This window comes from Paeniglutamicibacter sulfureus (assembly GCF_030512175.1).
GTDB classification, from domain to species: Bacteria; Actinomycetota; Actinomycetes; order Actinomycetales; family Micrococcaceae; genus Paeniglutamicibacter; species Paeniglutamicibacter sulfureus.
Window position 1 is genome coordinate 2,391,521 of record NZ_JAULBL010000002.1, and the last position, 20,206, is coordinate 2,411,726.

Genomic DNA, 20,206 nt, shown 5'->3' on the forward strand with positions numbered 1-20,206 from the left:
GGAGAGAGGCGGGGGCACGGAATTCGTGGCGGCGCAGGCTAAATGATGATGGCGATCTTGCCGCGGGCCTTGCCCGCCACCAGGTGCTCCATGGCCTCGGGCACTTGCGCCAGCGGGAAGGACTTGTCGAGGTGGGGGCGCACGGCACCGGATTCGATGAATCCGGCCAGCTCCTCCAGGTCGGCTGCGCGCTGGGCGGAGGCGAGCATGGCCAGGCGCTGGCCGATGAAGGGCGAAAGTGCGACGGCTCGAAACTGCCGGCCCATGCCCAGCCACCTGCCGGCACCCTCTCCGCCGACAATAACGGCAGTGCCCTTGGGTGCCAGCGCCTTGCGCAACCTGCCCAGGGTCGGGTTTCCGGCGATGTCCACGATCAGGTCGTAGTGCCCGGTTCTCTCGGCAAAGTCCTCGCGGCTGCGGTCGATGGCGTGGTCGGCGCCCAACGTGCGCACCAGGTCCTGCTTGGCCGGCCCGGCGACGCCGGTGACCTCGGCGCCCAGGGCCTTGGCCAGTTGCACCGCATAGCTTCCGACCCCGCCCGAGGCCCCGATGACCAGGACCCGCTGGCCGGCGGCAATGCGTCCCAGGCGAAGTGCCTGGAGTGCGGTGGCTGCCGACACCGGGATAACCGCTGCCTGGGCGAAGTCGAGGCTGGCGGGCTTGGCGGCCAGCCTGTCCTCCCTCGCCACCGCGTACTCGGCGAAGGTGCCCTGCCCGAATCCGTGGACCGCGTCGCCCACCGCAAAGCCGGTGACAGCGGAGCCCATCCCCACGACCGTTCCGGCAAGGTCAAGGCCGGGAACGGGGTTCCGGGGCCCGCGGAACCCGAAGGCCAGGCGCATGAGCAGCGGCGTGCCGGTCATGACATGCCAGGTTCCGCGGTCCAGGCCGGCGGCGTGCACCCGGACCAGCACCTCGTTGTCCCGCGGCACGGGGATGGGCAGGTGCGCCTCGTGGAGCACCTCGGCATCCCCGTAGCGGTCCTGCGCGATGGCCCGCATCGAGCGTTGGGGCGGTATGGTTCCGTTCGTTTCGAGTCCTCGTGCTGGATGTCGCTTGGCGCCGGTCATGGCGTTTCCTTCCGGGATGCAAGGCCTCGCGAGTCGAAACCTTACTTAGTACGAGAGACTAACTTACATTGTACTAAAATGCGATAGGATCGGGCCATGAAGTCCAAGGAAATCCGGGAAAAATCGCCCGCCCGCACCCCGCTCAATCGGGAACGTGTTCTCACCTGCGCCGTTTCGATTGCCGACCGGGACGGCATGGGGGCCCTGACCATGCGGTCGCTGGCAACGGCCTTGGAGGTGAAGCCCATGTCCCTCTACTACTACGTGGCCAACAAGGGGGAGATCCTGGATGCGCTCGTCGACATGGTCTATGCGGAAATCGATGTCCCGACGGTAGGCGGGGAGTGGAGCAACGAGATGCGCCGCCGCGCGGGCTCGGTGCGTGAAGCGCTGGGGCGTCATCCATGGGCCATCGGGTTACTGGAGTCGCGCACCGCCCCCGGCCCGGCGACGCTTCGCCACCACGATGCGACCCTCGGCGTCCTGCGCGCCGCTGGGTTCTCCGTCAAGTCCGCTGCCCACGCCTATGCGTTGTTGGACAGCTACACCTACGGCTTCGCCATGCAGGAAGCCGCGTTGCCGTTTACCGGGCCCGACACGGCCGCGAGCGTCACCGATCCCATCGTGCAGATGTTCGCCTCGGGCGAGTACCCGCACCTCATGGAAATCGCGACGGAACACGTGCTGCAGCCGGGATATGACTTCGGCGACGAGTTCGGGATCGGCCTGGAGCTGATTCTCGAATCCCTGTCACGCTGGATCGACGAGGGCTAGGGTTCCCTCGTCCGCTTAGCTGTTCTCGGTGCCCAGCAGCCGGGCAGCGAGGTCCCTGACCCGGGCATGGATGTCATCGCGCACCAGTTCCATGCGCTCCCTGCCCTCGATGCCGCGGGCGCTTGGTTCTTCGGTTTCCCAGGTTTCCACCCTGACCCCGTCGAGTACAGGGACCTTGGCCTCGGCGCCCAGGACCACCACCAAACCGGCTGCCCGCATGTTCTCCTCGGTCAGCGCCTTGGGCCGCTCCGCGCTGATGTCGATGCCCAGGTCCTGGAGGACCTCGGCGGAAAGTCCGTTGATCGCGGCCCCGGGCTTGGTTCCCGCGGAGCTGACGTCCACGTCGTTGCCCGCCTCGTGCTTCATGAGCCCGGCGGCCATCTGGGACTTGCCGCCGTTCTTGACGCAGACGAACAGGACGGCGGGCTTGCGCGGTGCGCGTGGATTCTCTTCCATCATCATGCCTTCGGTTTCAGGGTTGCGGCCAGGGAATCCAGCGCGCCGGGAACCAGTGAAAAGTAGGCCCAGACCCCCCGCTTTTCGCGGTGCAGCAGGCCGGCCTCGACCATGATCTTCAGGTGGTGGGAGACTGTCGGCTGGCTCAGGCCCAGGGGCTCGGACAGGTCGCAGACGCAGGTCTCGGCCCCGGGGGACGAGGAAACGATGGAGAGGATGCGCAGGCGGTTGGGGTCGGCGAGCGCCTTGAAGCGCCCGGCCAGGGCCTCGGCCTCGGTCGCCTCGAGGGTCTCCTGTCCCGGGGCGGAAACGCAGCATGCCGCCCGCGCGACGCCGTCGGCCGCGGGGCCATGCTCGCGGTATTGGGGGTCGGCCAAAGTGGACATGGGCGCATCCATCGCTTTCTTCCGGCTCCGGGCCAGAGATTGACAATCATCGATATCTGCAACGATACTCGACATATCGAAGTTCGTCGATGTATGGGTTGGGATGGAAGATTCTGGTGGCACGCACCGGCCGCCGAAACGCCGTTTCTCCCGGCCTTGACGAACGCGCCAGCACGGAGCACCCGCAGTGAACGCCAGGAGCAGCAGACCATGAAGCAGACCCACCCAGTCGTCATCATTGGTGCCGGACCGATCGGCCTTGCCGCCGCCGCGCACCTTCTCGAACGTAACCAGGAGGTGCGCGTCCTGGAGGCCGGAGCCGGCCCGGGTGCTGCGATGCAGGCTTGGGGTCACATCAGGCTCTTCTCCACCTGGCGCTACAACATCGATGCAGCCGCGCGCCGGTTGCTGGAAACCCCCGGCGACGGCTACGCCGGGGATTGGGAAGCCCCGCGTGAAACCAAGCTCCCCACCGGCGCACAGATGGTCGGCGACTACCTCCGGCCCCTGGCCGAACACCCCGGCATGGCCCCGCATATCAGCTACGGGCACCGCGTCCTGCTTGTCACCCGCGTCCAGGCCGACGGCAGGAGCGCGGACAAGACCCGCTCGGCCGGTCGCGACGATGCGCTCTTCTTGGTGCGCACTGCCACCGCCCGGGGCATCGAGGACATCATGGCCCGGGCGGTCATCGATGCGTCGGGAACCTGGGGGAACCCCAACCCGGTGGGACGCTCCGGCATCGAGGCCATCGGGGAGGCAGCGGCCAGGGCCAGCGGCAGCATCACCGCGCCGTTGCCGGACCCGTTGGGATCGGACCTGGGGCACTTCGCCGGCAAGCGGATCCTAGTGCTTGGTGCCGGGCACTCCGCGGCCAACACCCTCATCAGCCTCGGGCGCCTGCGCCAGAAGCACCCGGAAACCACCGTGCTGTGGGGCTTGCGCGGGCCGGCCAACCCCGTCAAGCTCTACGGCGGCGGAGCGGCCGACCAGCTGCCCGCCCGCGGCCAGCTGGGCACGTCGCTGCGCCGCTTTGTGGAAAACGGCGACATCACCATCCTGGAAAACCTCGCCGTCACCTCCCTGGAACAGGCAGACGGGTTGAGCGTGAACCTCGCCGATGGCCGTAGCCTGGTGGTCGACTTGGTCGTGCCGGCCACCGGCTTCCGCCCGAACCTGGCCATGCTCTCGGAGCTGCGGCTCGACCTGGAGGCGATCGTGGAGGCCCCGCGCGCGCTGGGCCCGCTCATCGACCCCGAGTTCCACAGCTGCGGGACCGTCTCCGCCCACGGCGAGCGCGTCCTGGCCCACCCCGAACCAGGCTTCTACATCGTTGGCATGAAAAGCTACGGTCGGGCCCCGACCTTCCTGATGGCCACCGGCTACGAGCAGGTCCGCTCCATCGCCGCCGCCCTGGCCGGGGACCGGGCGGCCGCCGACAACGTCGAGCTGCAACTGCCCGAAACCGGCGTGTGCTCCACCGACCTTGGCGGATCCTGCGACACACCGGTTCCCGCCGAAGCCGCGGCCGGCTGCGGCACACCGGAAACGGATTCCGGGTCCTGCTGCGACACCCCCGAGCCGCTGGCCATAGGATTCGCCACCGGAACGCGGCACGGACACGCCGATCTGGTCGGTACCCGGGAGGAATAGTCCGGAGACCGCCTCGCCTCCGTTCCGGGGCGGCACCTTCCCGACACCAAACTGCCGGAGTCGTTTTCTGGACTGGTCCCATGGCAACGTCGTCATCGGAGAAAACCCGGGCCGAAAACGGCGGTTCCCGATGCGCCTGGTGCAACGACACCAAGGAAGCACCAGGTGCATCCGGCCACCGCGCCTCCGCCACCCGATCGCAGGCAGTAAACTGCGCCCGCGGTTGGCGGCGTGTCCATGGACCGTCGGAATTTTCCCCGCTTAACAGAACACGCGACCCGCCAGTTCGGGTGGCGTCGACCGGTCGCGTTATGGTCGACTAGTTGCTGTTCATCAGTTGTTAACCAGGAGGACTCCTTGCCGCACCAGGCGAAAAAACCCATGGTCACCGGGCCCCGCTTCAATACCCCGTCGATTCGACGTGTGGCGACGGCGCTTGGCCTCGGCCTGCTGCTCACCGGCTGCGGTGCCGACTACCCCTTGGGCGAGGCGCAACGCCAGGCGGCGGAGAACAACTCCTCCAACCTCTCCGGTACCGTCACCGGCGGCGGATCCAGTGCCCAGAACTCCGCCATGAACGCGTGGATTGGCGGATTCGCCACGATGCACCCCAAGGTGCAGGTGCAATACGCTTCCGTGGGTTCCGGCGCGGGACGCGCGGGACTGCTGGCCGGCGCCACCAACTTCGCCGGCTCCGACGCCTACCTCAAGGAATCGGAAGTCGCCCGCTCCCAGGAGACCTGCGGACCGGAGGGGGCCATCAACATCCCCACCTACATCTCGCCGATTTCCGTGGCCTTCAACCTGCCGGGGGTCAAGGAACTGAACTTCGATGCGGCAACCATTGCCAAGATCTTCGGTGGCAAGATCACCTCGTGGCAGGACCCCGCCATCAAGGCGCTGAATCCGGGTGTCGCCATCCCAGATGTCCCCCTGACCGCTGTCGCCCGCTCGGACGACTCGGGCACCACCGAGAACTTCACCGACTACCTGCATGCCGCCGCGCCCGAAAATTGGGAGCACGATCCTTCGGGCTCCTGGCCCGGCGGGCTGGGGAGTGAGCAGGCCCAGGGAAACTCCGGGGTCGTCACCACGGTGGCCCGCACCGAGGGAGCGGTGACCTACGCCGATGATTCGCTCGTTGACAAAACGCTTGGCAAGGGAAAGCTGAAGGTGGGCGATTCCTTCGTAGCCGTCAGCGGCGAGTCGGCGGCCATCGCCGTCACCGCCTCGCACCGGGTCCCCGGCCGCGGCGCCAACGACATTGCCCTGGAACTTGACCGCAGCACCACCAAGGCCGGCGCCTACCCGTTGGTTCTGGTCTCCTATTTCATCGTGTGCAGCGGCTACACCGATCCGAACACGGTGGAACTGGTCAAGGCCTTCGGCCACTATGTTGTCAGCGACGAGGGGCAGAAGGTCGCGGCCGACTCGGCCAAGAGCGCGCCGATGCCCAAGGAACTTGCCGAGGATGCCGCAAGGGCGATCGATTCGATCACGCAGCGTCCCTAGCGTCCCGAATTGGCAGGAAAAACGGGAGCGGTCCAACGCCCAATGGGGGTCGGACCGCTCCCGTCGCGTATACGGCGGTGGACGAACTAGGCGCTGGTGGCGTCCTGCACCTCGCCGACCAGTTCCTCGATGATGTCCTCCAGGAAGAGCACCCCGGTGGTGGCGCCCTCGGCGTCAAATACGCGGGCCACGTGGGACCCGGTGCGGCGCATGGCAGCCAGCGCGTCCTCCAGCTCGCTCGCGCCATAGACCGAGGCCAGGGCCCGAATCCGCTTGGCCGGGACCGCGGAGGCGAAGGCCTCCGGCGTGGTGAGGTCCATGACGTCCTTGAGGTGAAGGTAGCCCGTGGGTTCGCCGTCCGGGTTCACCAGGATGTAGCGGGAATAGCCGTGCTCGGCCACGGTGGACTGGATGTCGGCCGGGGAGGAACCCTGCGGCAGGAACACCATTTCGCCGACCGGCACCTCGACGTCGGAGACCTTCTTGGCGGTGAACTCGAAGGCCTTGCCCAGCGTGCCGCTGGCATCTGAGAGCACCCCGTCGCGGGTCGACTGTGCGACGATGCCCGCCACCTCGTCCAGGGTGAAGGCGCTGGCGGCCTCGTCCTTGGGCTCGACCTTGAACAGCCGCAGCACGGCGTTTGCGATCCCGTTCAGTGTCCAGATCACCGGCTTGAAGATCCGGGCCACGAGCACCAGCGTGGGAGCCAGCAGCAGGGCCGCGCGCGTGGGCACCGAGAAAGAGATGTTCTTCGGGACCATCTCGCCGAGGACCACGTGCAGGAAGGTGACCAGCAGCAGCGCCGCGATGAAGGCGATGATGCCGATGGCCTCCGCCGAGAGCGTGGTCAGCCCCAGCGGGATTTCCAGCAGGTGGTGGATTGCCGGTTCGGAGACGTTCAGGATGACCAGCGAACACACGGTGATGCCCAGCTGGCTGGTGGCCAGCATCAGCGTCGCGTGCTCCATGGCCCACAGCGTGGTCTTGGCCGCCTTGGAGCCGGACTCCGCCATCGGCTCGATCTGCGAGCGGCGGGCGGAGATCACGGCGAATTCGGCGCCGACGAAGAAGGCGTTGATGACCAGCAGGACGACGAGCCAGATGATTCCGGGTAGGTACTCGCTCATCGGGTCTGCTCCTGGGTCGAATCGTCGGCGTTGCGGTCCTGGGATGTCAGGTCGGGGGTGAACTTCAGGCGCTGGACGTGGGTGCCCACGACGCGCTCGACCCGCAGCGTTCCGCCGTGCAGGTGGACCTCGTCCCCGGGCTCCGGGATCCTGTCCAGCTCGTCGGCGACGAAGCCGGCGACGGTGTCGTAGTCCTCGCCGTCGGGCACCGTGATGCCGGTGCGGTCCAACAGCTCGTCGGGGCGCAGCGAGGCATCGAAGGTGACCGAGCGCCCGGTCGTCAGCACGCCGACCCGGGCGCGGTCGTGCTCGTCCTCGAGTTCGCCGACGAGTTCCTCCACGAGGTCCTCGAGCGTCACGATGCCGGCGGTGCCGCCGTGCTCGTCCGAGACGATGGCGACCTGCAGGCCGTGGGTGCGCAGGCGCCCCAGCAGCGAGTCGACGCCCATGGACTCGGGCACCATCAGCGGGGCGACCATCAGCTCGGTGGCGGCCACGGTTCCGCGGGCTTCCAGCGGGATCGCGAACGCCTGCTTGAGGTGTACGACGCCCAGGATCTCGTCGCGGTCCCGCCCGATGACGGGGAAGCGGGAGAACCCGGTGAGCGTGGCGGTCTCGACGATGTCCTGCGCGCTGGCCGTCGCCTCGACGGCGCTCATGCGCACGCGCGGAGTCATCACGTCGGCCGCGGTGTGCTCGGAGAAGCGCAGCGTGCGGTGCAGCAGCGTCGCGTGGTCGGTGTCCAGCAGGCCCTCCAGCGCGGAGCGGCGGACCAGGGAGCTAAGCTCCTCGGCGGTCCGCGCACCGGAGAGCTCCTCCTTGGGCTCGATGCCGAAGGAGCGGATGATGGAGTTGGCGGTGTTGTTGAACATCAGGATCACCGGCTTGAACACCGCGGTAAAGGCCGCCTGGAAAGGCACGACCACCTTGGCGGTGGCCAGCGGCAGCGCGAGGGCGAAGTTCTTGGGCACCAGTTCGCCGATGATCATCGAGAAAACGGTGGCCAGGAAGATGCCGATCACTGCGCCGACGCCGGGGACCACGGCCGCCGGGACGCCGGCGCCCAGTAGCGGGCCGCGCAGCAGCGAGCTGATGGCCGGCTCGAAGGTGTAGCCGGTCAACAGCGTGGTCAGGGTGATCCCCAGCTGTGCGCTGGAGAGATGGGTGGAGGTGATCTTCAGGGCCTTGATGGTGGTGCCCAGCCGTTTTTCGCCGCGCTCGGCGCGGGCCTCGAGTTCGTGGCGGTCAAGGTTGACCAGGGCGAATTCGGAGGCAACGAACAAGCCGGTGCCAACGGTCAGGAGCAGGCCGATGCCGATCATGATCAACTCATGCATGGGGGCGCCCCTCTCCGGTGGTGGTCGGAATCAATCCGGCGCAGCGGTGGAGGGGCAAGGGCATGTGGGAAGGGGGGTCGTCCATAGTACTTGTAAACTTTAGCGGACCGGGCGGCGTCCGGTATTCGCGTCCGGGGCCGCCGGCAGGCCCCCCGTTGGCCTGCGCGGGCACCTGCCGGCGCGACAGTGCGCCGGAAGACGCCCTGTTTGCCGGGCCCCGCCCGCGGAGAAGATTCCAAGGGAACTCACAGCTAACGCAGCGCGGCGAAGCCTTCCGCGGCGGCTGTCGCCCCGGCCACGATGATCTCGGCGAACGTGGAGATCTTCAGCCCGCTGTGCCCCCGGGCCGCCGCCAATGAACATCAGGACGTCGACGCCCAGCCAAGTCGCCGGGACCATCTGGCCGAAGGCCAGCGAGTTGAATCCGGCGGTGCGGGTCATGACCGACTGGAAGAATCCGGCCAGCAGCGTGTCCACCGTGGCCAGCGCGCCCAGGGTCTTGGGGTTTGACCATTCCAGGCCGCAGATGAAGGCGGTGCCGGCGGCCAGCAGGGCTACCGAACAGCAGACCACCAGCTTGGTGTTCATGGTCCAGTGCAGCGGCCTTCGCTGAAGAGTGCGAACCCGGCATTGTTGAGGCGAAGGACATGATGCCAAGGCCGCCGAGCTGGATCAGCACGAGGATCGCCACCTGCCCGAAGGGAGCGGCAGCACTGCTGCGGGGGAAGCCCGTGGCCGATACGCCCGCGCACGGAGAAACGCCATTGCCATTCACTGTCGGGGATTGGGGTCATAGACTCGTGCCCATGAGCATCGACGTCGAGAGCCTGTACCGCGACCTGCACGCCAACCCCGAACTTTCTTTCCAGGAACACCGCACGGCCGGAATTGTTTCCGGGCACCTGCGTGAACTTGGACTGGAAGTGCAGGAAGGCATTGGAGGCACCGGGGTGGTCGGGGTCCTGGCAAACGGGCCAGGGCCGACGGTCATGCTGCGCGCGGACATGGACGGCTTGCCGGTTCTGGAGGCGACCGGCCTGGAATATGCCAGCACCGCCACGGGCATCGGCCCAGACGGACGCCTGGTACCCGTCATGCATGCCTGCGGCCACGACGTGCACGTCACCTGCCTGCTGGGAGCCGTGGAAAGACTTGCGGGCGAGCGCGGCTCGTGGTCCGGGACGCTGCTGGCACTCTTCCAGCCGGCCGAGGAAGCAGGCGGCGGGGCCCAAGCGATGGTTGACGCCGGGCTCTTCGATATGGTGCCGGCACCGGACGTGGTGCTCGGACAACACGTGGCGCCGTTCCCCGCGGGATGGATCGGACTGCGCCCCGGCGTTGCCATGGCCTCGGCCGATTCGCTGAATATCACCCTGCATGGGTCCGGCGGGCATGGTTCGCGGCCCGAAACCACCGTGGACCCGGTGCTTTTGGCGGCAGCCACCACCATGCGCCTGCAGGGCATCGTCTCGCGGGAACTTGCCGCCAGCGATCAGGCGGTGCTCACCGTCGGGCAGATCCATGCCGGCACCAAGAACAACATCATCGCCGCGCAGGCCACCCTGGGCCTGAGCGTGCGGACCTTTGACGAGAGCGTGCGCGCCAAGATGCTCAGTTCCATCGAACGGGTCGTGCGCGGGGAGGCCATGGCCTCGGGGTCGCCCAGGGAACCGGTGATCACGCTGGAGGAACATTTCCCGCTGACCGTCAACGACCTGGATACATCGGCGCGGGTGACCGCGGCGCTCGTCGAGCGGTTCGGTGCGGGGAAGGTCATTGACCCGGGTCCGGTGGCAGGCAGCGAGGATGTCGGTGTTCTCGCCACGGCAGCGGGGGTGCCGCTGGTGTACTGGCTGCTGGGCGGGGAGGACCCCGGCCTGATCAAGGACTTTGCCGCCACCGGCAGGATGCCGGAGGGCGTTCCGTCGAACCATTCACCGCATTTTGCCCCGCGGATCCAGCCGACCCTGAACGTGGGCATCGACGCCTTGGTCGCCGCGGCCCGGGCCTGGCTTGCCCGATGACCAGCTGTCCGCGGACCTTCGTTCACATGGTGCCGTGAGCGGAATCCGGCAGGTCCGGACAAGTTCGCAGCAATACAGCGTATGGTGTGGCGGTAGGGGTACTTTCCCCTAACTTTTGGGAATGCCGAGCATTCCCGGCTAGGACGGCACAAAATGTCGAAGTCACCGCGTAAGGCCGAGGCCAAGAAACCCTCGAAGTCCATCAAGGAGAAGCGCGCCGAAAAGCGCACGAAGTCGGCGGGCGAAACGATCCTTGACCCCGTACGCAAGGTATCGAAATAACCGCCATGCGGCGTGGCTGATCAAATTGGCCACCTCGGGACCACCTGAAAATGCCTGTCCGTCGGAAGAGCACTCTTCGACGGACAGGCATTTTTGTGCTCGGGAACGAGCCGGGCGCTGCTAGCGGATGCCGGCGCCGCGGTAGACCCGCACCCAGGTGTCGGCCGTGACGCCAAGTGCCCGGCGCTGTCCGGCCACGTCCACCGTCAGCGTCACGCGCCACTCCGGGCTCGGCTGGAAGGCCTTGAGCAGCGGGCCATGCAGGGTCTGGTTGCCGTCACTGACCTCGATCACGCGGCGCAGGTGCTCCGGCCCAAGGTCCTCGGCCCGGACCATGGTCTCGCGGCGGGGTCCGGCCGGGCCGCGGGGAGCCTGGACGATCTTGCGGGCCTCGCGCATGGCCTGTGAACGTCGGGCAATGCGTTCGGTCCGCTGGGCCGTGGTGCCGCTGAGGGACAGCGGGGCGGGGGAGAAACTGGGGATGGCAGTGATGCGTGAAACCGCCTGCGGTGACTTCTTGGCGACCTTTGCCCAGAATTCCTCCGGGCCCTTGCCCATCAGGATGACCGCCCGGAGATTGGGAACCAGGCGCAACAGCTTGCCCATGGGATCGACTCCGGCGTTCTGCTCGGCACCCGTGAGCCGCCCGGAAGCACCCTCGGCCCGGTACCAGGGGAAGGCGTGCCAAAGCACGACTTCCTTGGTATCGATTCCGGACTCGTCCAGCAACGTGGACAACGCCTCCGCGGTGGCAGTGTCGTCCTCGCTGGAAACGATGTCCTCGCCGGTCTCGGCACGGTTTGCAGCGTCCGGGGCCGGCATCAGGCACAGGACGGTGGCATCGGTGCCGCCGTGAAGGGGTGCAACGAAGGGGACGGTTCCGGCGCCTTCCGGGGAAATGGCGCGCAGGTCCTGAACCAGGGAATTGAGGGGTGCAACGTGTTCAGCCCACAACTCCGATTCCTGCGAGTTCCTGAATTCGGGGTCGATCATCTTGCGGGGCATGAAGGGTTCTCTCATGAATCTTTCGAGGGGGTCGAACCACAAGCATGGCACGGCCAGAAGCCGAACCCGTAGCCCGGAGGGGCTGACGTATCACGCGTCACTGGGTCGTTCCCGGCCAAGTGCCGGGAACGCGGGGAGTCGGGATGCTGGCATGCGTCACCGCCAGAGGGCGTCAAGAATCCTGCTTGCCTTCACGCAATCGGCTGGCGATTCCAGCCCAGACGCGTTTCTGTTCCTCCCGGTCGACGGTCCGCTTGGCGCCCAACGGGTGAAGTGAACGCACAATGTGCAGGTCCGGATAGCCGGACACGATCTCCGGGAGAACCGCGTCCGCGGCGTCCTGCGCCTTGCGCCCCAAGAGCAACAGCATCCTCAACTCCGTCATGAGCCCCATGACCTCCAAGAGCGCCCTTCCCCCTTCGAGCGACTGCTCCGGCGTCAGGTCCCGCTTGGGATCAAGGCGTGGCCAGGGATAGCCGTTCCAGTGGCAGAGATCCGCCGGATCGATGTCGAACTCCGTCATCAGGTGACGTTGGCGGTCCGCTGCGCGGTCCGGGTTCCTGATGCACATGAACCTGGTTTCGTCCCGTGGTTCGCCCGCGTCATTGAGCACCATCAGGGCAGGGGCGTGAATCCCGCCGTGCCACGGGGCTGCCAACGGCAGTCGCACTCCGTCCTTGCCATCACCAAGTCGGCCGATCAGCTCGTTGAGGGGAGCCACGTGTTCAGCCCGCAGGCCCTCACATTGCTGGACCCAGAACGGGTCATCGGGCTGGGCGCGCTTCCATTTGTCGGCCGGTGCCATCGAAATCCCTGTTCCTCCTTGATCCCGGGACGTCGAACAGGCCCCGGACGGACACCGAATATACCAAGGGCAAGTGGCCGTTCAGGCTCTGGCCGGCGAACCTCTGCTGGCGCCGGTGAAGGGGACTCACCGATCCTGGATCTTGAGCCGCGGTTCGTGGCTGCCCTCGTGGGCGGATGGCTGCCCGCGGCTGTTGCGATCGGCAACCGGAACCGATGCAAACGTCCGTGGTTGCTGTGCCATCGGACACGGGTCTCTGGAAATGACGTGACATGTCCCGTCAGTCCAAAACTTTCTGGCATAATGGACAGGTACTCGATTTGATGTGGCCCCTCTCTCCGCGTTGAATCCTGTCCTTTTGAAGATCTGCGGTATGGCCCGCCCCACGGGTGCAGAAACAGGGATTCGCACATGTTGAGAAAACAGGAGTGACCACTACCGTGGCCGTTAAAATTCGTCTGAAGCGTTTCGGCAAGATTCGCGCCCCTTACTACCGTATCGTCGTCATGGATGCGCGCTCCAAGCGCGATGGCCGTGCGATTGAAGAAATCGGCAAGTACCACCCGACCGAAGAGCCTTCGTTCATCGAGGTTAAGTCCGACCGCGCGCAGTACTGGCTCTCCGTCGGCGCCCAGCCGACCGAGCAGGTTGCCGCGATCTTGAAGATCACCGGTGACTGGCAGAAGTTCAAGGGCATCGAAGGCCAGGAAGGCACCTTGCGCGTCAAGGAAGCCAAGCCGGCATTCGTTGTTCCGGAGAAGGGTTCGGTCATCCTGCCCGAGGCCATCACCAAGAAGGCCGAGAAGCCGGCTGCCGAGGCCGAGGTCGAGGCAGAAGCAACCGAGGCCGAGTAGCCAGTGCTCGTTGATGCGCTGGATCACCTGGTACGTGGCATCGTAGACACCCCGGAAGACGTACAGGTTGCGTTGAAGGGGAATCGTCGCGGTGACATTCTCGAGGTGCGTGTGCACCCCGAGGATCTCGGTCGGGTCATTGGCCGTCAGGGTCGCACCGCCAAGGCGCTGCGCACCGTGGTAGCCGCTCTGGCGGAGGAACCGATTCGTGTTGACGTAGTCGACACGGACCGTCGCCGGTAGCCAGCCTCACCACACAGCCTTGTCTGGCTTTGGTCCCACGATCCATGACGGATCGTGGGACCAAAGTGGTTTAAGCCCCGACGTGCAACGCAGCCGTCAGCGGCGAGGAGCCTGCAACCACCAAGTCGCACGTAAGATTGAACCTAGAAAAGTGTGTTCACGGGATGTAGGTCCCCTGAACGCACGCCCCTGCCGGCCAAGGCCGGCAAACCACCGATTTGTATTCAAGGAGAAAACGCATGCGCCTCCAGGTCGCCCGCATTGGCAAGCCGCACGGTATCCGCGGAGAGGTGACGGTGCAGGTCCTCACCGACGCACCCGAAGATCGTTTTGCCCCGGGTGCCGTCTTCGAGGTCGAGCACCCCACCGTCAAGAAGCTCACCGTCGAGGGTGCCCGCTGGAACAAGGAAATCCTGTTGCTGGCCTTCGAGGAGCTGCTTGACCGCAACACCGCGGAAACGATGCGTGGAGCCAAGCTGTTCATCGACACCGACGAGGTCGAGGACGATTCCGAGGGCTGGTACGAGCACGAGCTCGTGGACCTGGAAGCCCGCGTGGGGGAGAAGGTCGTCGGCAAGGTCACCGCGCTGCGCACCGGCAATGTCCAGGATTTGCTGGTTGTCGAATCCACCGAAGGCGACGAGATCTACGTCCCGTTCGTGGAGAGCATCGTGCCCGAGGTCAACATCGCCGGCGGCTACATCCTGATGACCCCGCCTGCCGGCCTGTTCGACATCAATCGCGAAGACGTCGCTGACACCAACGCACCGGCAGAGGAAGCCTAGGCCCGATGCGCATTGACGTTGTCTCGATTTTCCCGGAGTACCTCGCTGCCCTGGACCTGTCGCTGATCGGCAAGGCCAGGCGGGAAAAGGTGCTGGATTTGAACGTGCACGATCTGCGCGACCACACCCACGATCGCCACCGCACCGTGGACGACACCCCCTACGGCGGCGGTGCCGGCATGGTTATGAAGCCTGAACCCTGGGGCGCGGTCCTGGACAGGATCGCCACCGAGTCCCCGCTTTCCGCAACCTCCGGGAACAAGCCCATCTTGGTCGTCCCCTCGCCGGCCGGCGCGGTCTTCAACCAGGCCATGGCCTACGAGCTGGCCGAAGCCGAGCACCTGGCCTTTGCCTGCGGCCGATACGAGGGCATCGACGAGCGGGTCCTGGAACACGCCGCAGAGGCATTCGACGTCCGCCCGGTTTCGATCGGGGACTACGTGCTCAACGGGGGAGAGGTGGCGGTCCTGGCCATGGTCGAGGCCATTGGCCGGCTGATTCCCGGCGTGATTGGAAACCCGGAGTCGCTGGTCGAGGAGTCGCACTCCGACGGATTGTTGGAGTACCCCGTGTACACCAAGCCCGGATCCTGGGAGGGCCGGGAGGTCCCCGAGGTGCTGCTCTCCGGCAATCACGGCAAGATCGCCCGCTTCCGCCGCAACAAGCAGCTTGAGCGCACCGCGTCCCGCCGCCCCGACTTGATCGTGCAGCTGGATCCCTCCACGCTGAACCGGCACGACCGCGACACCCTGTGGCACAGCGGCTTTGCCATATCCGAGGGCAAGATCATTCCGAAGGACGAGCTCGCCTAAGCCCCACGCGATTGTAGGCCGCCTAGCGCGGTGGTTCGGCACTTTCCAGGAGGCCGACCACCGCGCTTTGCTGTCCCCGGCGGGCATGCTCGAGCGCCGTGGTCCCATCGGAATCCGCAATGGAGACGTCCCCGCCGGCGTCGATGACCAGACGCACCACTTCCTGGTGTTCGGGACCACCTATGCCCAAAATGACGGCCTCCAGAAGGCAGGTCCACCCAAGATCATTCACGTGGTCGACGGCGACCTTGGCGTCCAGGAGCAGCCTTACGGTTTCGACATGGGCGTGTTCGCAGGCGGGAATGAGCGCGGTGCCGCCATAGCGATTGGTGCTTCCCACATCCGCACCGTTTTCCAGCGTGATTTTCAGGATGTCGTTGAGCCCCTCCGCCCCGGCATACAGGAATGCCGAATCCGAGATCTGATCCTTGGCATTCACGTCGGCCCCCCGACGGATCAGTTCCCGGGCCGCGTCCACTGCGTTGGCGCGGGTAGCGGATACCAGCACCGGCCGGCCATCGGTGCCGCGGTAATTGGCCGAAACCCCGGCATCGAGCAGTCTTCGTACCTGCTCGGCGTCATTGGCCACCGCCGCCGCGACCAGGGATTCCTCCGGCGCCGTCACGTCGACGGTCCCGTTATCCGACGTGCTTGCCCGTGGCGTCGAAGATTCCCGGACGCCCGTCGTGGGGATGCTGCAGGCACCCAAACCAAGGATGGCGGCAACCAGCGCCCCTGTGATCAATGCGGAAGGTGAATGTCGGTTGGACATGGACCCATCCTAGTCCGGGGCGACGCCGAGGTGAGTGGCCACGGGATTACGGAGTTCAATCCGTCACAATGAACGTGTCTTCCCCGCGTTGAACGCAGGGTAAACCCGGGGAAGACGCATCCGTTCGGGCAGGTTCCCGTTGGGGGGACTACATGGGGGCGGGGATGCTAGGCCTTGCTCGGTACCTCGAGCTCGGGAAGATAGACCTTGCCTCCGGCGGCCAGGAATTCCTGGCTTTTTTCGCGCATCCCGCTGACCATTTCTGCGATGGCGGCCTGCGAATCGGCCGAGCCGTATTCGTCCCGGATGTCCTGGCTGATGCGCATGGAGCAGAACTTCGGCCCGCACATGGAACAGAAGTGCGCGGTCTTGGCCGGTTCTGCGGGCAGGGTCTCGTCGTGGAACGACTCGGCCGTGACCGGGTCCAGCGACAAGGCGAACTGGTCGCGCCAGCGGAACTCGAAGCGTGCCTTGCTCAGCGCGTCGTCGCGTTCGGACGCCCCCGGATGCCCCTTGGCCAGATCCGCGGCGTGGGCTGCGATCTTGTAGGTGATCACGCCGGTCTTCACGTCGTCCTTGTTGGGCAGCCCCAGGTGTTCCTTGGGCGTGACATAGCAGAGCATCGCGGTGCCGTAGCGGGCTATCTCCGTGGCGCCGATGGCGCTGGTGATGTGGTCATAACCGGGCGCAATGTCGGTGACCAACGGACCAAGCGTGTAGAACGGAGCGCCCTCGCACAGCTCCTGCTGGCGCTCCACGTTCTCCCGCACCAGGTGGAAGGGGATGTGCCCGGGGCCCTCGACCATGACCTGCACGTCGTACTTCCAGGCGCGCTTGGTCAGTTCGGCCAGGGTGTCCAGCTCGGCGAACTGCGCTGCGTCGTTGGCGTCGGCGATGGACCCCGGGCGCAGACCGTCACCCAGGGAAAACGCCACGTCGTACTTCGCGAAGATCTCGCACAGCTCGTCGAAGTGGGTGTAGAGGAAATTCTCCTGGTGGTGCGCCAGGCACCAGCCGGCCATGATGGCCCCGCCGCGCGAGACGATGCCGGTCACGCGGTTGGCCGACAGCGGCACATAGCGCAACAGCACGCCGGCGTGGACGGTCATGTAGTCGACGCCCTGTTCGCACTGCTCGATCACGGTGTCGCGGTAGATTTCCCAGGTCAGTGCGTTGGCTTCGCCGTTGACCTTTTCCAGTGCCTGGTAGATCGGGACGGTGCCGATGGGCACCGGGGCGTTGCGGATCAGCCATTCGCGGGTGGTGTGGATGTCATCGCCGGTGGACAGGTCCATCACGGTGTCGGCACCCCACTGGGTGGCCCACTGGAGCTTGTCCACCTCCTCGGCGATGGAGCTGGTGACCGCCGAGTTGCCGATATTGGCATTGATCTTCACCAGGAACGCCTTGCCGATGATCATTGGCTCGGACTCGGGGTGGTTGATGTTTGACGGGATGATGGCCCTGCCCGCAGCGACCTCGCTGCGCACCAGTTCCACGTCGCAGTTCTCGCGCAGCGCCACAAAGCGCATTTCGGGGGTGATGATTCCCCGGCGGGCGTAGTGCATTTGGGTCACGCGTTTTCCGGGTTCCGCGCGCCGCGGCTGGTACCGTGCTCCCTTCCATTCGGCCGATGCCGCTCCTCGACGCAATGCGGACTTGCCGTCATCGAGCAGGTTCCGCTCCCGACCGCCATAGGCCTCGGTGTCCGAACGATCCGCGATCCACTCGCCGCGGAAGGGCGGCAAGCCCACGACCGGGTCACTGCCGGGACCTGCGGTGCGATACACCCGCAGCGGGGCGTTGGCCGTGCCTCCGGGGGATGGCTCCAAGGCGATTTCGGTGACCGGGACCCGGATCCCCGATTCTGCGTCCTCGAGATAAGCCAGGGAATGGGACTTCAGAGACTGGATCTCGGCTGCTTCCGAGGCGTTTTGGACAGGGCTGTGCATTGAAATGGTGTTGCTCAAGGAGTACTCACTTCCTTCGCCGGCATTACCCGGACAGGTTCAACGGTCTCTTGCTGCTTCAGCTCGATCTCAGCCCCTGCAAGGGCACCCGTGTGGTCGTAAGTGAAACTATCACAACATTCAATCCGGCATCGAGTGTGACCTTGCGCACCGGCGCGGTGGGCCCTGGTCCTTTACCGGGCCTCCGCGCTTCTGGTCCCCAAGTGTCGGCGATTACCCCTTCGGGGCCAACCCGGGTGGCTTATCCGGCCTTCTGCGCGGTCAGCGGCAATATTTCCAGTGGAATCTGAACGAGCGGCACCGATTTTATGGGCACAATTCGGCCATGGTGCCGGCGTTCAAGGCGGAGAGCCGAAGCCAATCGAGCTTTGACGGACCTGGCTGTAAGGAAGGAACTTCGCAGCTTGCCCCGGAGTGTGGCAAAATGGATTCTTGGGTCTACTGGGTTCTGCTCCTGCCGCAGGGGGAACGAATCAACAGTCCGACCTACCGCCGATCCGCAAACGGATCGCGGTACCAAGCTCCGGACCGCCACATCTTTCCCTCGACGCCTTCGCGCTTCATGAGGGACAATTACGGTCCGTGTCTAAGGTAGATGACCTGCGGCGTCTGCCTAGGAGATGCATTCATGCGTATTCTCGACTCTGTCGACGCAGCCTCGCTGCGCAGCGATGTCCCGGACTTCCGCGCCGGTGACACCGTCAAGGTTCACGTCAACATCATCGAAGGCAAGAACTCCCGTGTCCAGGTATTCCAGGGCTTCGTCCTTGGTCGCCAGGGCGACGGCGTTCGCGAAACCTTCACCGTTCGCAAGGTCTCCTTCGGCGTCGGCGTAGAGCGTACCTTCCCGGTACACTCCCCGGTTCTGGATAAGGTCGAACTGGTAACCCGTGGCGACGTTCGCCGCGCGAAGCTGTTCTACATGCGCGATCGCCACGGCAAGGCTGCGAAGATCCGCGAAAAGCGCGACTTCCGGTCTGCCAAGTAGCCAGAAAAGCGAGAACCTCTATCCAAGCCGTCCTTCGGATGGCGAGGATGGGGATCCATCGTGGATCAAACTACTGAATCGGAACGTTTTTCCGCTTCGACAAAGCGCCGGTCCCCTTCGAGGGGCTGGCGCTTTGCCGTAGGCGCGCTTGCTGCGGCGGCGGTGATCACCCTTGGCGTTCGCGCCACCGTCGTTGACTTCTTCTACATTGGATCCACTTCCATGGAATCCACATTGAACCCGGGTGAGGGCTTGCTGGTGAACCGGCTCGCCTACAAGGACGCCGAGATCCAACGCGGAGATTTGGTCATCTTCGACGGCCGCGGCTCGTTCCTGCCCTACCAGCGTCCCACTGCCCTGGATTCACTGGCCTGGGCACTGCGCCTGGCCGGAGGTGGTTCGGTCTATGTAAAGCGCGTCATCGGAGTCGGGGGCGACACCGTCAGCTGCTGCGGCCCCGATGGGCGCCTGAGCATCAACGGTGTCCCCGTGGACGAGCCCTATGTCCATGGCGGGGACACACCGAGTGACGTGGAATTCGATGTCCACGTACCAGAGGGTCGTCTCTGGGTCATGGGCGACCATCGCTCGGTATCCGAGGATTCGCGTGCGTTGATGGGCGCGCCAGGTGGCGGCATGATTGACACGGATCGTGTCATTGGCAAGGTGGCCGAAGTGGTGTGGCCACTGGAAAATAAGCGACCCATCGATGGCTCATCCGTATTGGGTGGACTACCCCTCGCCGAATAACCGAACACCACTCCCGCAACACGAAGTGACGGCCGGCAGCCGTCGACTGGCCGTCGGCATCCTGGCAAACCCTCGTTCCGCCCCACCTCCTCGGATGACCAGAATCCTCGGCTTCTCGATGCGCGGCACCATTCACGGAGACGATCAGTCGACCTAATGGGTGTACTCCCCGTGCGATCCGGGACGAACGGGAAGTCTGCGTGCCGGTGGAAACCACAGGCAAGGAACACCCGGAAACGACCGTTGATGTCGCATCGATGCGCTAGGCGGATATCGGCAAACATACCTGCCGAGTAAGAACACTTCGCGACACCGTGTCCGATTGGACTACGAATATAGCCAGGCATCCACCGCGCGAGGCCTGGCCGTGCTGGGCAAGCGAATGAATGCTTCTTTGGGTAAGCGCCGGCTACTTGACTGCCTGCAGGTCACTAGATCTTTCCCCTGCCCACGGCACCCGCATTCTCGGGCAAGGAGCGTTGGAATAATCATGGCCGATCGGCCAAACCGTCTGGCTGGTGCGCGGTAGTCGGTGCTGCCTCGAGCTGGATGGCAACTTCGATTCCCGTCGCCTGGTTGGCGTCAATACTTCGAGATTTCG

General features: G+C 65.5%; 21 protein-coding genes and 1 riboswitch. Of the genes, 11 read left to right on the forward strand and 10 right to left on the reverse strand.

The window, feature by feature from the left end:
- Positions 1-38 precede the first annotated feature (38 nt).
- Positions 39-1,070, reverse strand: coding sequence for an NAD(P)-dependent alcohol dehydrogenase (locus tag Q2T94_RS17510; protein ID WP_302265973.1), 1,032 nt, complete (start codon positions 1,068-1,070; stop codon positions 39-41).
- 96 nt (positions 1,071-1,166) lie between these two features.
- On the opposite strand from Q2T94_RS17510, the gene Q2T94_RS17515 reads away from it, so the two are divergent.
- On the forward strand, positions 1,167-1,844 hold the full coding sequence (locus tag Q2T94_RS17515) for a TetR/AcrR family transcriptional regulator (protein ID WP_302265974.1): 678 nt from the start codon (positions 1,167-1,169) through the stop codon (positions 1,842-1,844).
- A 15-nt stretch (positions 1,845-1,859) separates the two neighbouring features.
- On the opposite strand, the gene Q2T94_RS17520 is transcribed toward Q2T94_RS17515, so the two are convergent.
- Positions 1,860-2,300, reverse strand: a complete 441-nt coding sequence (locus tag Q2T94_RS17520) for an arsenate-mycothiol transferase ArsC (RefSeq protein ID WP_302265975.1) — start codon at positions 2,298-2,300, stop codon at positions 1,860-1,862.
- Between the two features lie 2 nt (positions 2,301-2,302).
- Positions 2,303-2,686, reverse strand: coding sequence for an ArsR/SmtB family transcription factor (locus Q2T94_RS17525; RefSeq protein WP_302265976.1), 384 nt, complete (start codon positions 2,684-2,686; stop codon positions 2,303-2,305).
- A gap of 210 nt (positions 2,687-2,896) precedes the next feature.
- Here Q2T94_RS17525 and Q2T94_RS17530 point away from each other — a divergent pair, with 210 nt between their 5' ends.
- Both Q2T94_RS17530 and pstS read left to right on the forward strand, forming a co-directional pair.
- On the forward strand, positions 2,897-4,339 hold the full coding sequence (locus tag Q2T94_RS17530) for an FAD-dependent oxidoreductase (RefSeq protein ID WP_302265977.1): 1,443 nt from the start codon (positions 2,897-2,899) through the stop codon (positions 4,337-4,339).
- Positions 4,340-4,720: 381 nt separating this feature from the next.
- Positions 4,721-5,851 carry a phosphate ABC transporter substrate-binding protein PstS gene (gene pstS / locus Q2T94_RS17535; protein WP_302265978.1) on the forward strand — a complete coding sequence of 377 codons (1,131 nt, stop codon included), beginning with the start codon at positions 4,721-4,723 and terminating at the stop codon, positions 5,849-5,851.
- An 86-nt stretch (positions 5,852-5,937) separates the two neighbouring features.
- On the opposite strand, the gene Q2T94_RS17540 is transcribed toward pstS, so the two are convergent.
- From Q2T94_RS17540 to Q2T94_RS17550, 3 genes are all read right to left on the reverse strand, one after another.
- Positions 5,938-6,978, reverse strand: a complete 1,041-nt coding sequence (locus Q2T94_RS17540; protein WP_302265979.1) for a hemolysin family protein — start codon at positions 6,976-6,978, stop codon at positions 5,938-5,940.
- Complete coding sequence (locus tag Q2T94_RS17545; RefSeq protein ID WP_302265980.1) at positions 6,975-8,315, reverse strand: hemolysin family protein; 1,341 nt, start codon at positions 8,313-8,315, stop codon at positions 6,975-6,977. The genes Q2T94_RS17540 and Q2T94_RS17545 overlap by 4 nt, the downstream gene beginning before the upstream one ends.
- Before the next feature lie 99 nt (positions 8,316-8,414).
- The gene (locus tag Q2T94_RS17550) at positions 8,415-8,903 is read right to left on the reverse strand and encodes a potassium transporter TrkG (protein WP_302265981.1); all 489 of its coding nucleotides are present in this window, start codon (positions 8,901-8,903) and stop codon (positions 8,415-8,417) included.
- 218 nt (positions 8,904-9,121) lie between these two features.
- On the opposite strand from Q2T94_RS17550, the gene Q2T94_RS17555 reads away from it, so the two are divergent.
- Entirely contained in the window at positions 9,122-10,339 is a 1,218-nt protein-coding gene (locus Q2T94_RS17555) for an amidohydrolase (RefSeq protein ID WP_302265982.1), read from the forward strand.
- A 153-nt stretch (positions 10,340-10,492) separates the two neighbouring features.
- Positions 10,493-10,621 (forward strand): hypothetical protein, encoded by a 129-nt coding sequence (locus tag Q2T94_RS17560; protein ID WP_256449130.1) that lies wholly within the window; start codon positions 10,493-10,495, stop codon positions 10,619-10,621.
- Between the two features lie 120 nt (positions 10,622-10,741).
- On the opposite strand, the gene Q2T94_RS17565 is transcribed toward Q2T94_RS17560, so the two are convergent.
- Positions 10,742-11,641 (reverse strand): uracil-DNA glycosylase family protein, encoded by a 900-nt coding sequence (locus tag Q2T94_RS17565; RefSeq protein ID WP_302265983.1) that lies wholly within the window; start codon positions 11,639-11,641, stop codon positions 10,742-10,744.
- A 157-nt stretch (positions 11,642-11,798) separates the two neighbouring features.
- Entirely contained in the window at positions 11,799-12,431 is a 633-nt protein-coding gene (locus tag Q2T94_RS17570; protein ID WP_302265984.1) for a uracil-DNA glycosylase family protein, read from the reverse strand.
- A 440-nt stretch (positions 12,432-12,871) separates the two neighbouring features.
- Between Q2T94_RS17570 and rpsP the strand changes: the two genes are divergently transcribed.
- The 4 genes from rpsP (at position 12,872) to trmD (ending at position 15,125) form a co-directional block, all read left to right on the forward strand.
- Positions 12,872-13,285: a 30S ribosomal protein S16 gene (gene rpsP, locus Q2T94_RS17575; protein WP_217388303.1), complete on the forward strand. Its 414-nt coding sequence runs from the start codon at positions 12,872-12,874 to the stop codon at positions 13,283-13,285.
- 3 nt (positions 13,286-13,288) lie between these two features.
- Positions 13,289-13,528: an RNA-binding protein gene (locus Q2T94_RS17580; protein ID WP_264269707.1), complete on the forward strand. Its 240-nt coding sequence runs from the start codon at positions 13,289-13,291 to the stop codon at positions 13,526-13,528.
- Between the two features lie 239 nt (positions 13,529-13,767).
- Positions 13,768-14,313: a ribosome maturation factor RimM gene (rimM, locus tag Q2T94_RS17585; RefSeq protein ID WP_302265985.1), complete on the forward strand. Its 546-nt coding sequence runs from the start codon at positions 13,768-13,770 to the stop codon at positions 14,311-14,313.
- Between the two features lie 5 nt (positions 14,314-14,318).
- Positions 14,319-15,125 carry a tRNA (guanosine(37)-N1)-methyltransferase TrmD gene (gene trmD / locus Q2T94_RS17590; RefSeq protein WP_302265986.1) on the forward strand — a complete coding sequence of 269 codons (807 nt, stop codon included), beginning with the start codon at positions 14,319-14,321 and terminating at the stop codon, positions 15,123-15,125.
- A 22-nt stretch (positions 15,126-15,147) separates the two neighbouring features.
- On the opposite strand, the gene Q2T94_RS17595 is transcribed toward trmD, so the two are convergent.
- Together Q2T94_RS17595 and thiC are read right to left on the reverse strand one after the other, a co-directional pair.
- The gene (locus tag Q2T94_RS17595; protein ID WP_302265987.1) at positions 15,148-15,897 is read right to left on the reverse strand and encodes an ankyrin repeat domain-containing protein; all 750 of its coding nucleotides are present in this window, start codon (positions 15,895-15,897) and stop codon (positions 15,148-15,150) included.
- A gap of 167 nt (positions 15,898-16,064) precedes the next feature.
- Entirely contained in the window at positions 16,065-17,849 is a 1,785-nt protein-coding gene (thiC, locus tag Q2T94_RS17600) for a phosphomethylpyrimidine synthase ThiC (RefSeq protein ID WP_302266457.1), read from the reverse strand.
- Positions 17,850-17,861: 12 nt separating this feature from the next.
- A riboswitch (TPP riboswitch) is annotated at positions 17,862-17,969 on the reverse strand.
- Between the two features lie 526 nt (positions 17,970-18,495).
- Between thiC and rplS the strand changes: the two genes are divergently transcribed.
- Positions 18,496-18,855 carry a 50S ribosomal protein L19 gene (rplS, locus tag Q2T94_RS17605; protein ID WP_264269703.1) on the forward strand — a complete coding sequence of 120 codons (360 nt, stop codon included), beginning with the start codon at positions 18,496-18,498 and terminating at the stop codon, positions 18,853-18,855.
- Positions 18,856-18,915: 60 nt separating this feature from the next.
- Positions 18,916-19,605, forward strand: coding sequence for a signal peptidase I (gene lepB / locus Q2T94_RS17610; RefSeq protein WP_302265988.1), 690 nt, complete (start codon positions 18,916-18,918; stop codon positions 19,603-19,605).
- Positions 19,606-20,206 lie beyond the last annotated feature (601 nt).

Bases quoted from the DNA above. Each gene is read 5' to 3' on its own strand.
- Q2T94_RS17510 (WP_302265973.1), bottom strand. From the start codon at position 1,070: ATGACCGGCGCCAAGCGACATCCAGCACGAGGACTCGAAACGAACGGA.
- Q2T94_RS17515 (WP_302265974.1), top strand. From the start codon at position 1,167: ATGAAGTCCAAGGAAATCCGGGAAAAATCGCCCGCCCGCACCCCGCTC.
- Q2T94_RS17520 (WP_302265975.1), bottom strand. From the start codon at position 2,300: ATGGAAGAGAATCCACGCGCACCGCGCAAGCCCGCCGTCCTGTTCGTC.
- Q2T94_RS17525 (WP_302265976.1), bottom strand. From the start codon at position 2,686: ATGTCCACTTTGGCCGACCCCCAATACCGCGAGCATGGCCCCGCGGCC.
- Q2T94_RS17530 (WP_302265977.1), top strand. From the start codon at position 2,897: ATGAAGCAGACCCACCCAGTCGTCATCATTGGTGCCGGACCGATCGGC.
- pstS (WP_302265978.1), top strand. From the start codon at position 4,721: ATGGTCACCGGGCCCCGCTTCAATACCCCGTCGATTCGACGTGTGGCG.
- Q2T94_RS17540 (WP_302265979.1), bottom strand. From the start codon at position 6,978: ATGAGCGAGTACCTACCCGGAATCATCTGGCTCGTCGTCCTGCTGGTC.
- Q2T94_RS17545 (WP_302265980.1), bottom strand. From the start codon at position 8,315: ATGCATGAGTTGATCATGATCGGCATCGGCCTGCTCCTGACCGTTGGC.
- Q2T94_RS17550 (WP_302265981.1), bottom strand. From the start codon at position 8,903: ATGAACACCAAGCTGGTGGTCTGCTGTTCGGTAGCCCTGCTGGCCGCC.
- Q2T94_RS17555 (WP_302265982.1), top strand. From the start codon at position 9,122: ATGAGCATCGACGTCGAGAGCCTGTACCGCGACCTGCACGCCAACCCC.
- Q2T94_RS17560 (WP_256449130.1), top strand. From the start codon at position 10,493: ATGTCGAAGTCACCGCGTAAGGCCGAGGCCAAGAAACCCTCGAAGTCC.
- Q2T94_RS17565 (WP_302265983.1), bottom strand. From the start codon at position 11,641: ATGAGAGAACCCTTCATGCCCCGCAAGATGATCGACCCCGAATTCAGG.
- Q2T94_RS17570 (WP_302265984.1), bottom strand. From the start codon at position 12,431: ATGGCACCGGCCGACAAATGGAAGCGCGCCCAGCCCGATGACCCGTTC.
- rimM (WP_302265985.1), top strand. From the start codon at position 13,768: ATGCGCCTCCAGGTCGCCCGCATTGGCAAGCCGCACGGTATCCGCGGA.
- trmD (WP_302265986.1), top strand. From the start codon at position 14,319: ATGCGCATTGACGTTGTCTCGATTTTCCCGGAGTACCTCGCTGCCCTG.
- Q2T94_RS17595 (WP_302265987.1), bottom strand. From the start codon at position 15,897: ATGTCCAACCGACATTCACCTTCCGCATTGATCACAGGGGCGCTGGTT.
- thiC (WP_302266457.1), bottom strand. From the start codon at position 17,849: ATGCACAGCCCTGTCCAAAACGCCTCGGAAGCAGCCGAGATCCAGTCT.
- rplS (WP_264269703.1), top strand. From the start codon at position 18,496: ATGCGTATTCTCGACTCTGTCGACGCAGCCTCGCTGCGCAGCGATGTC.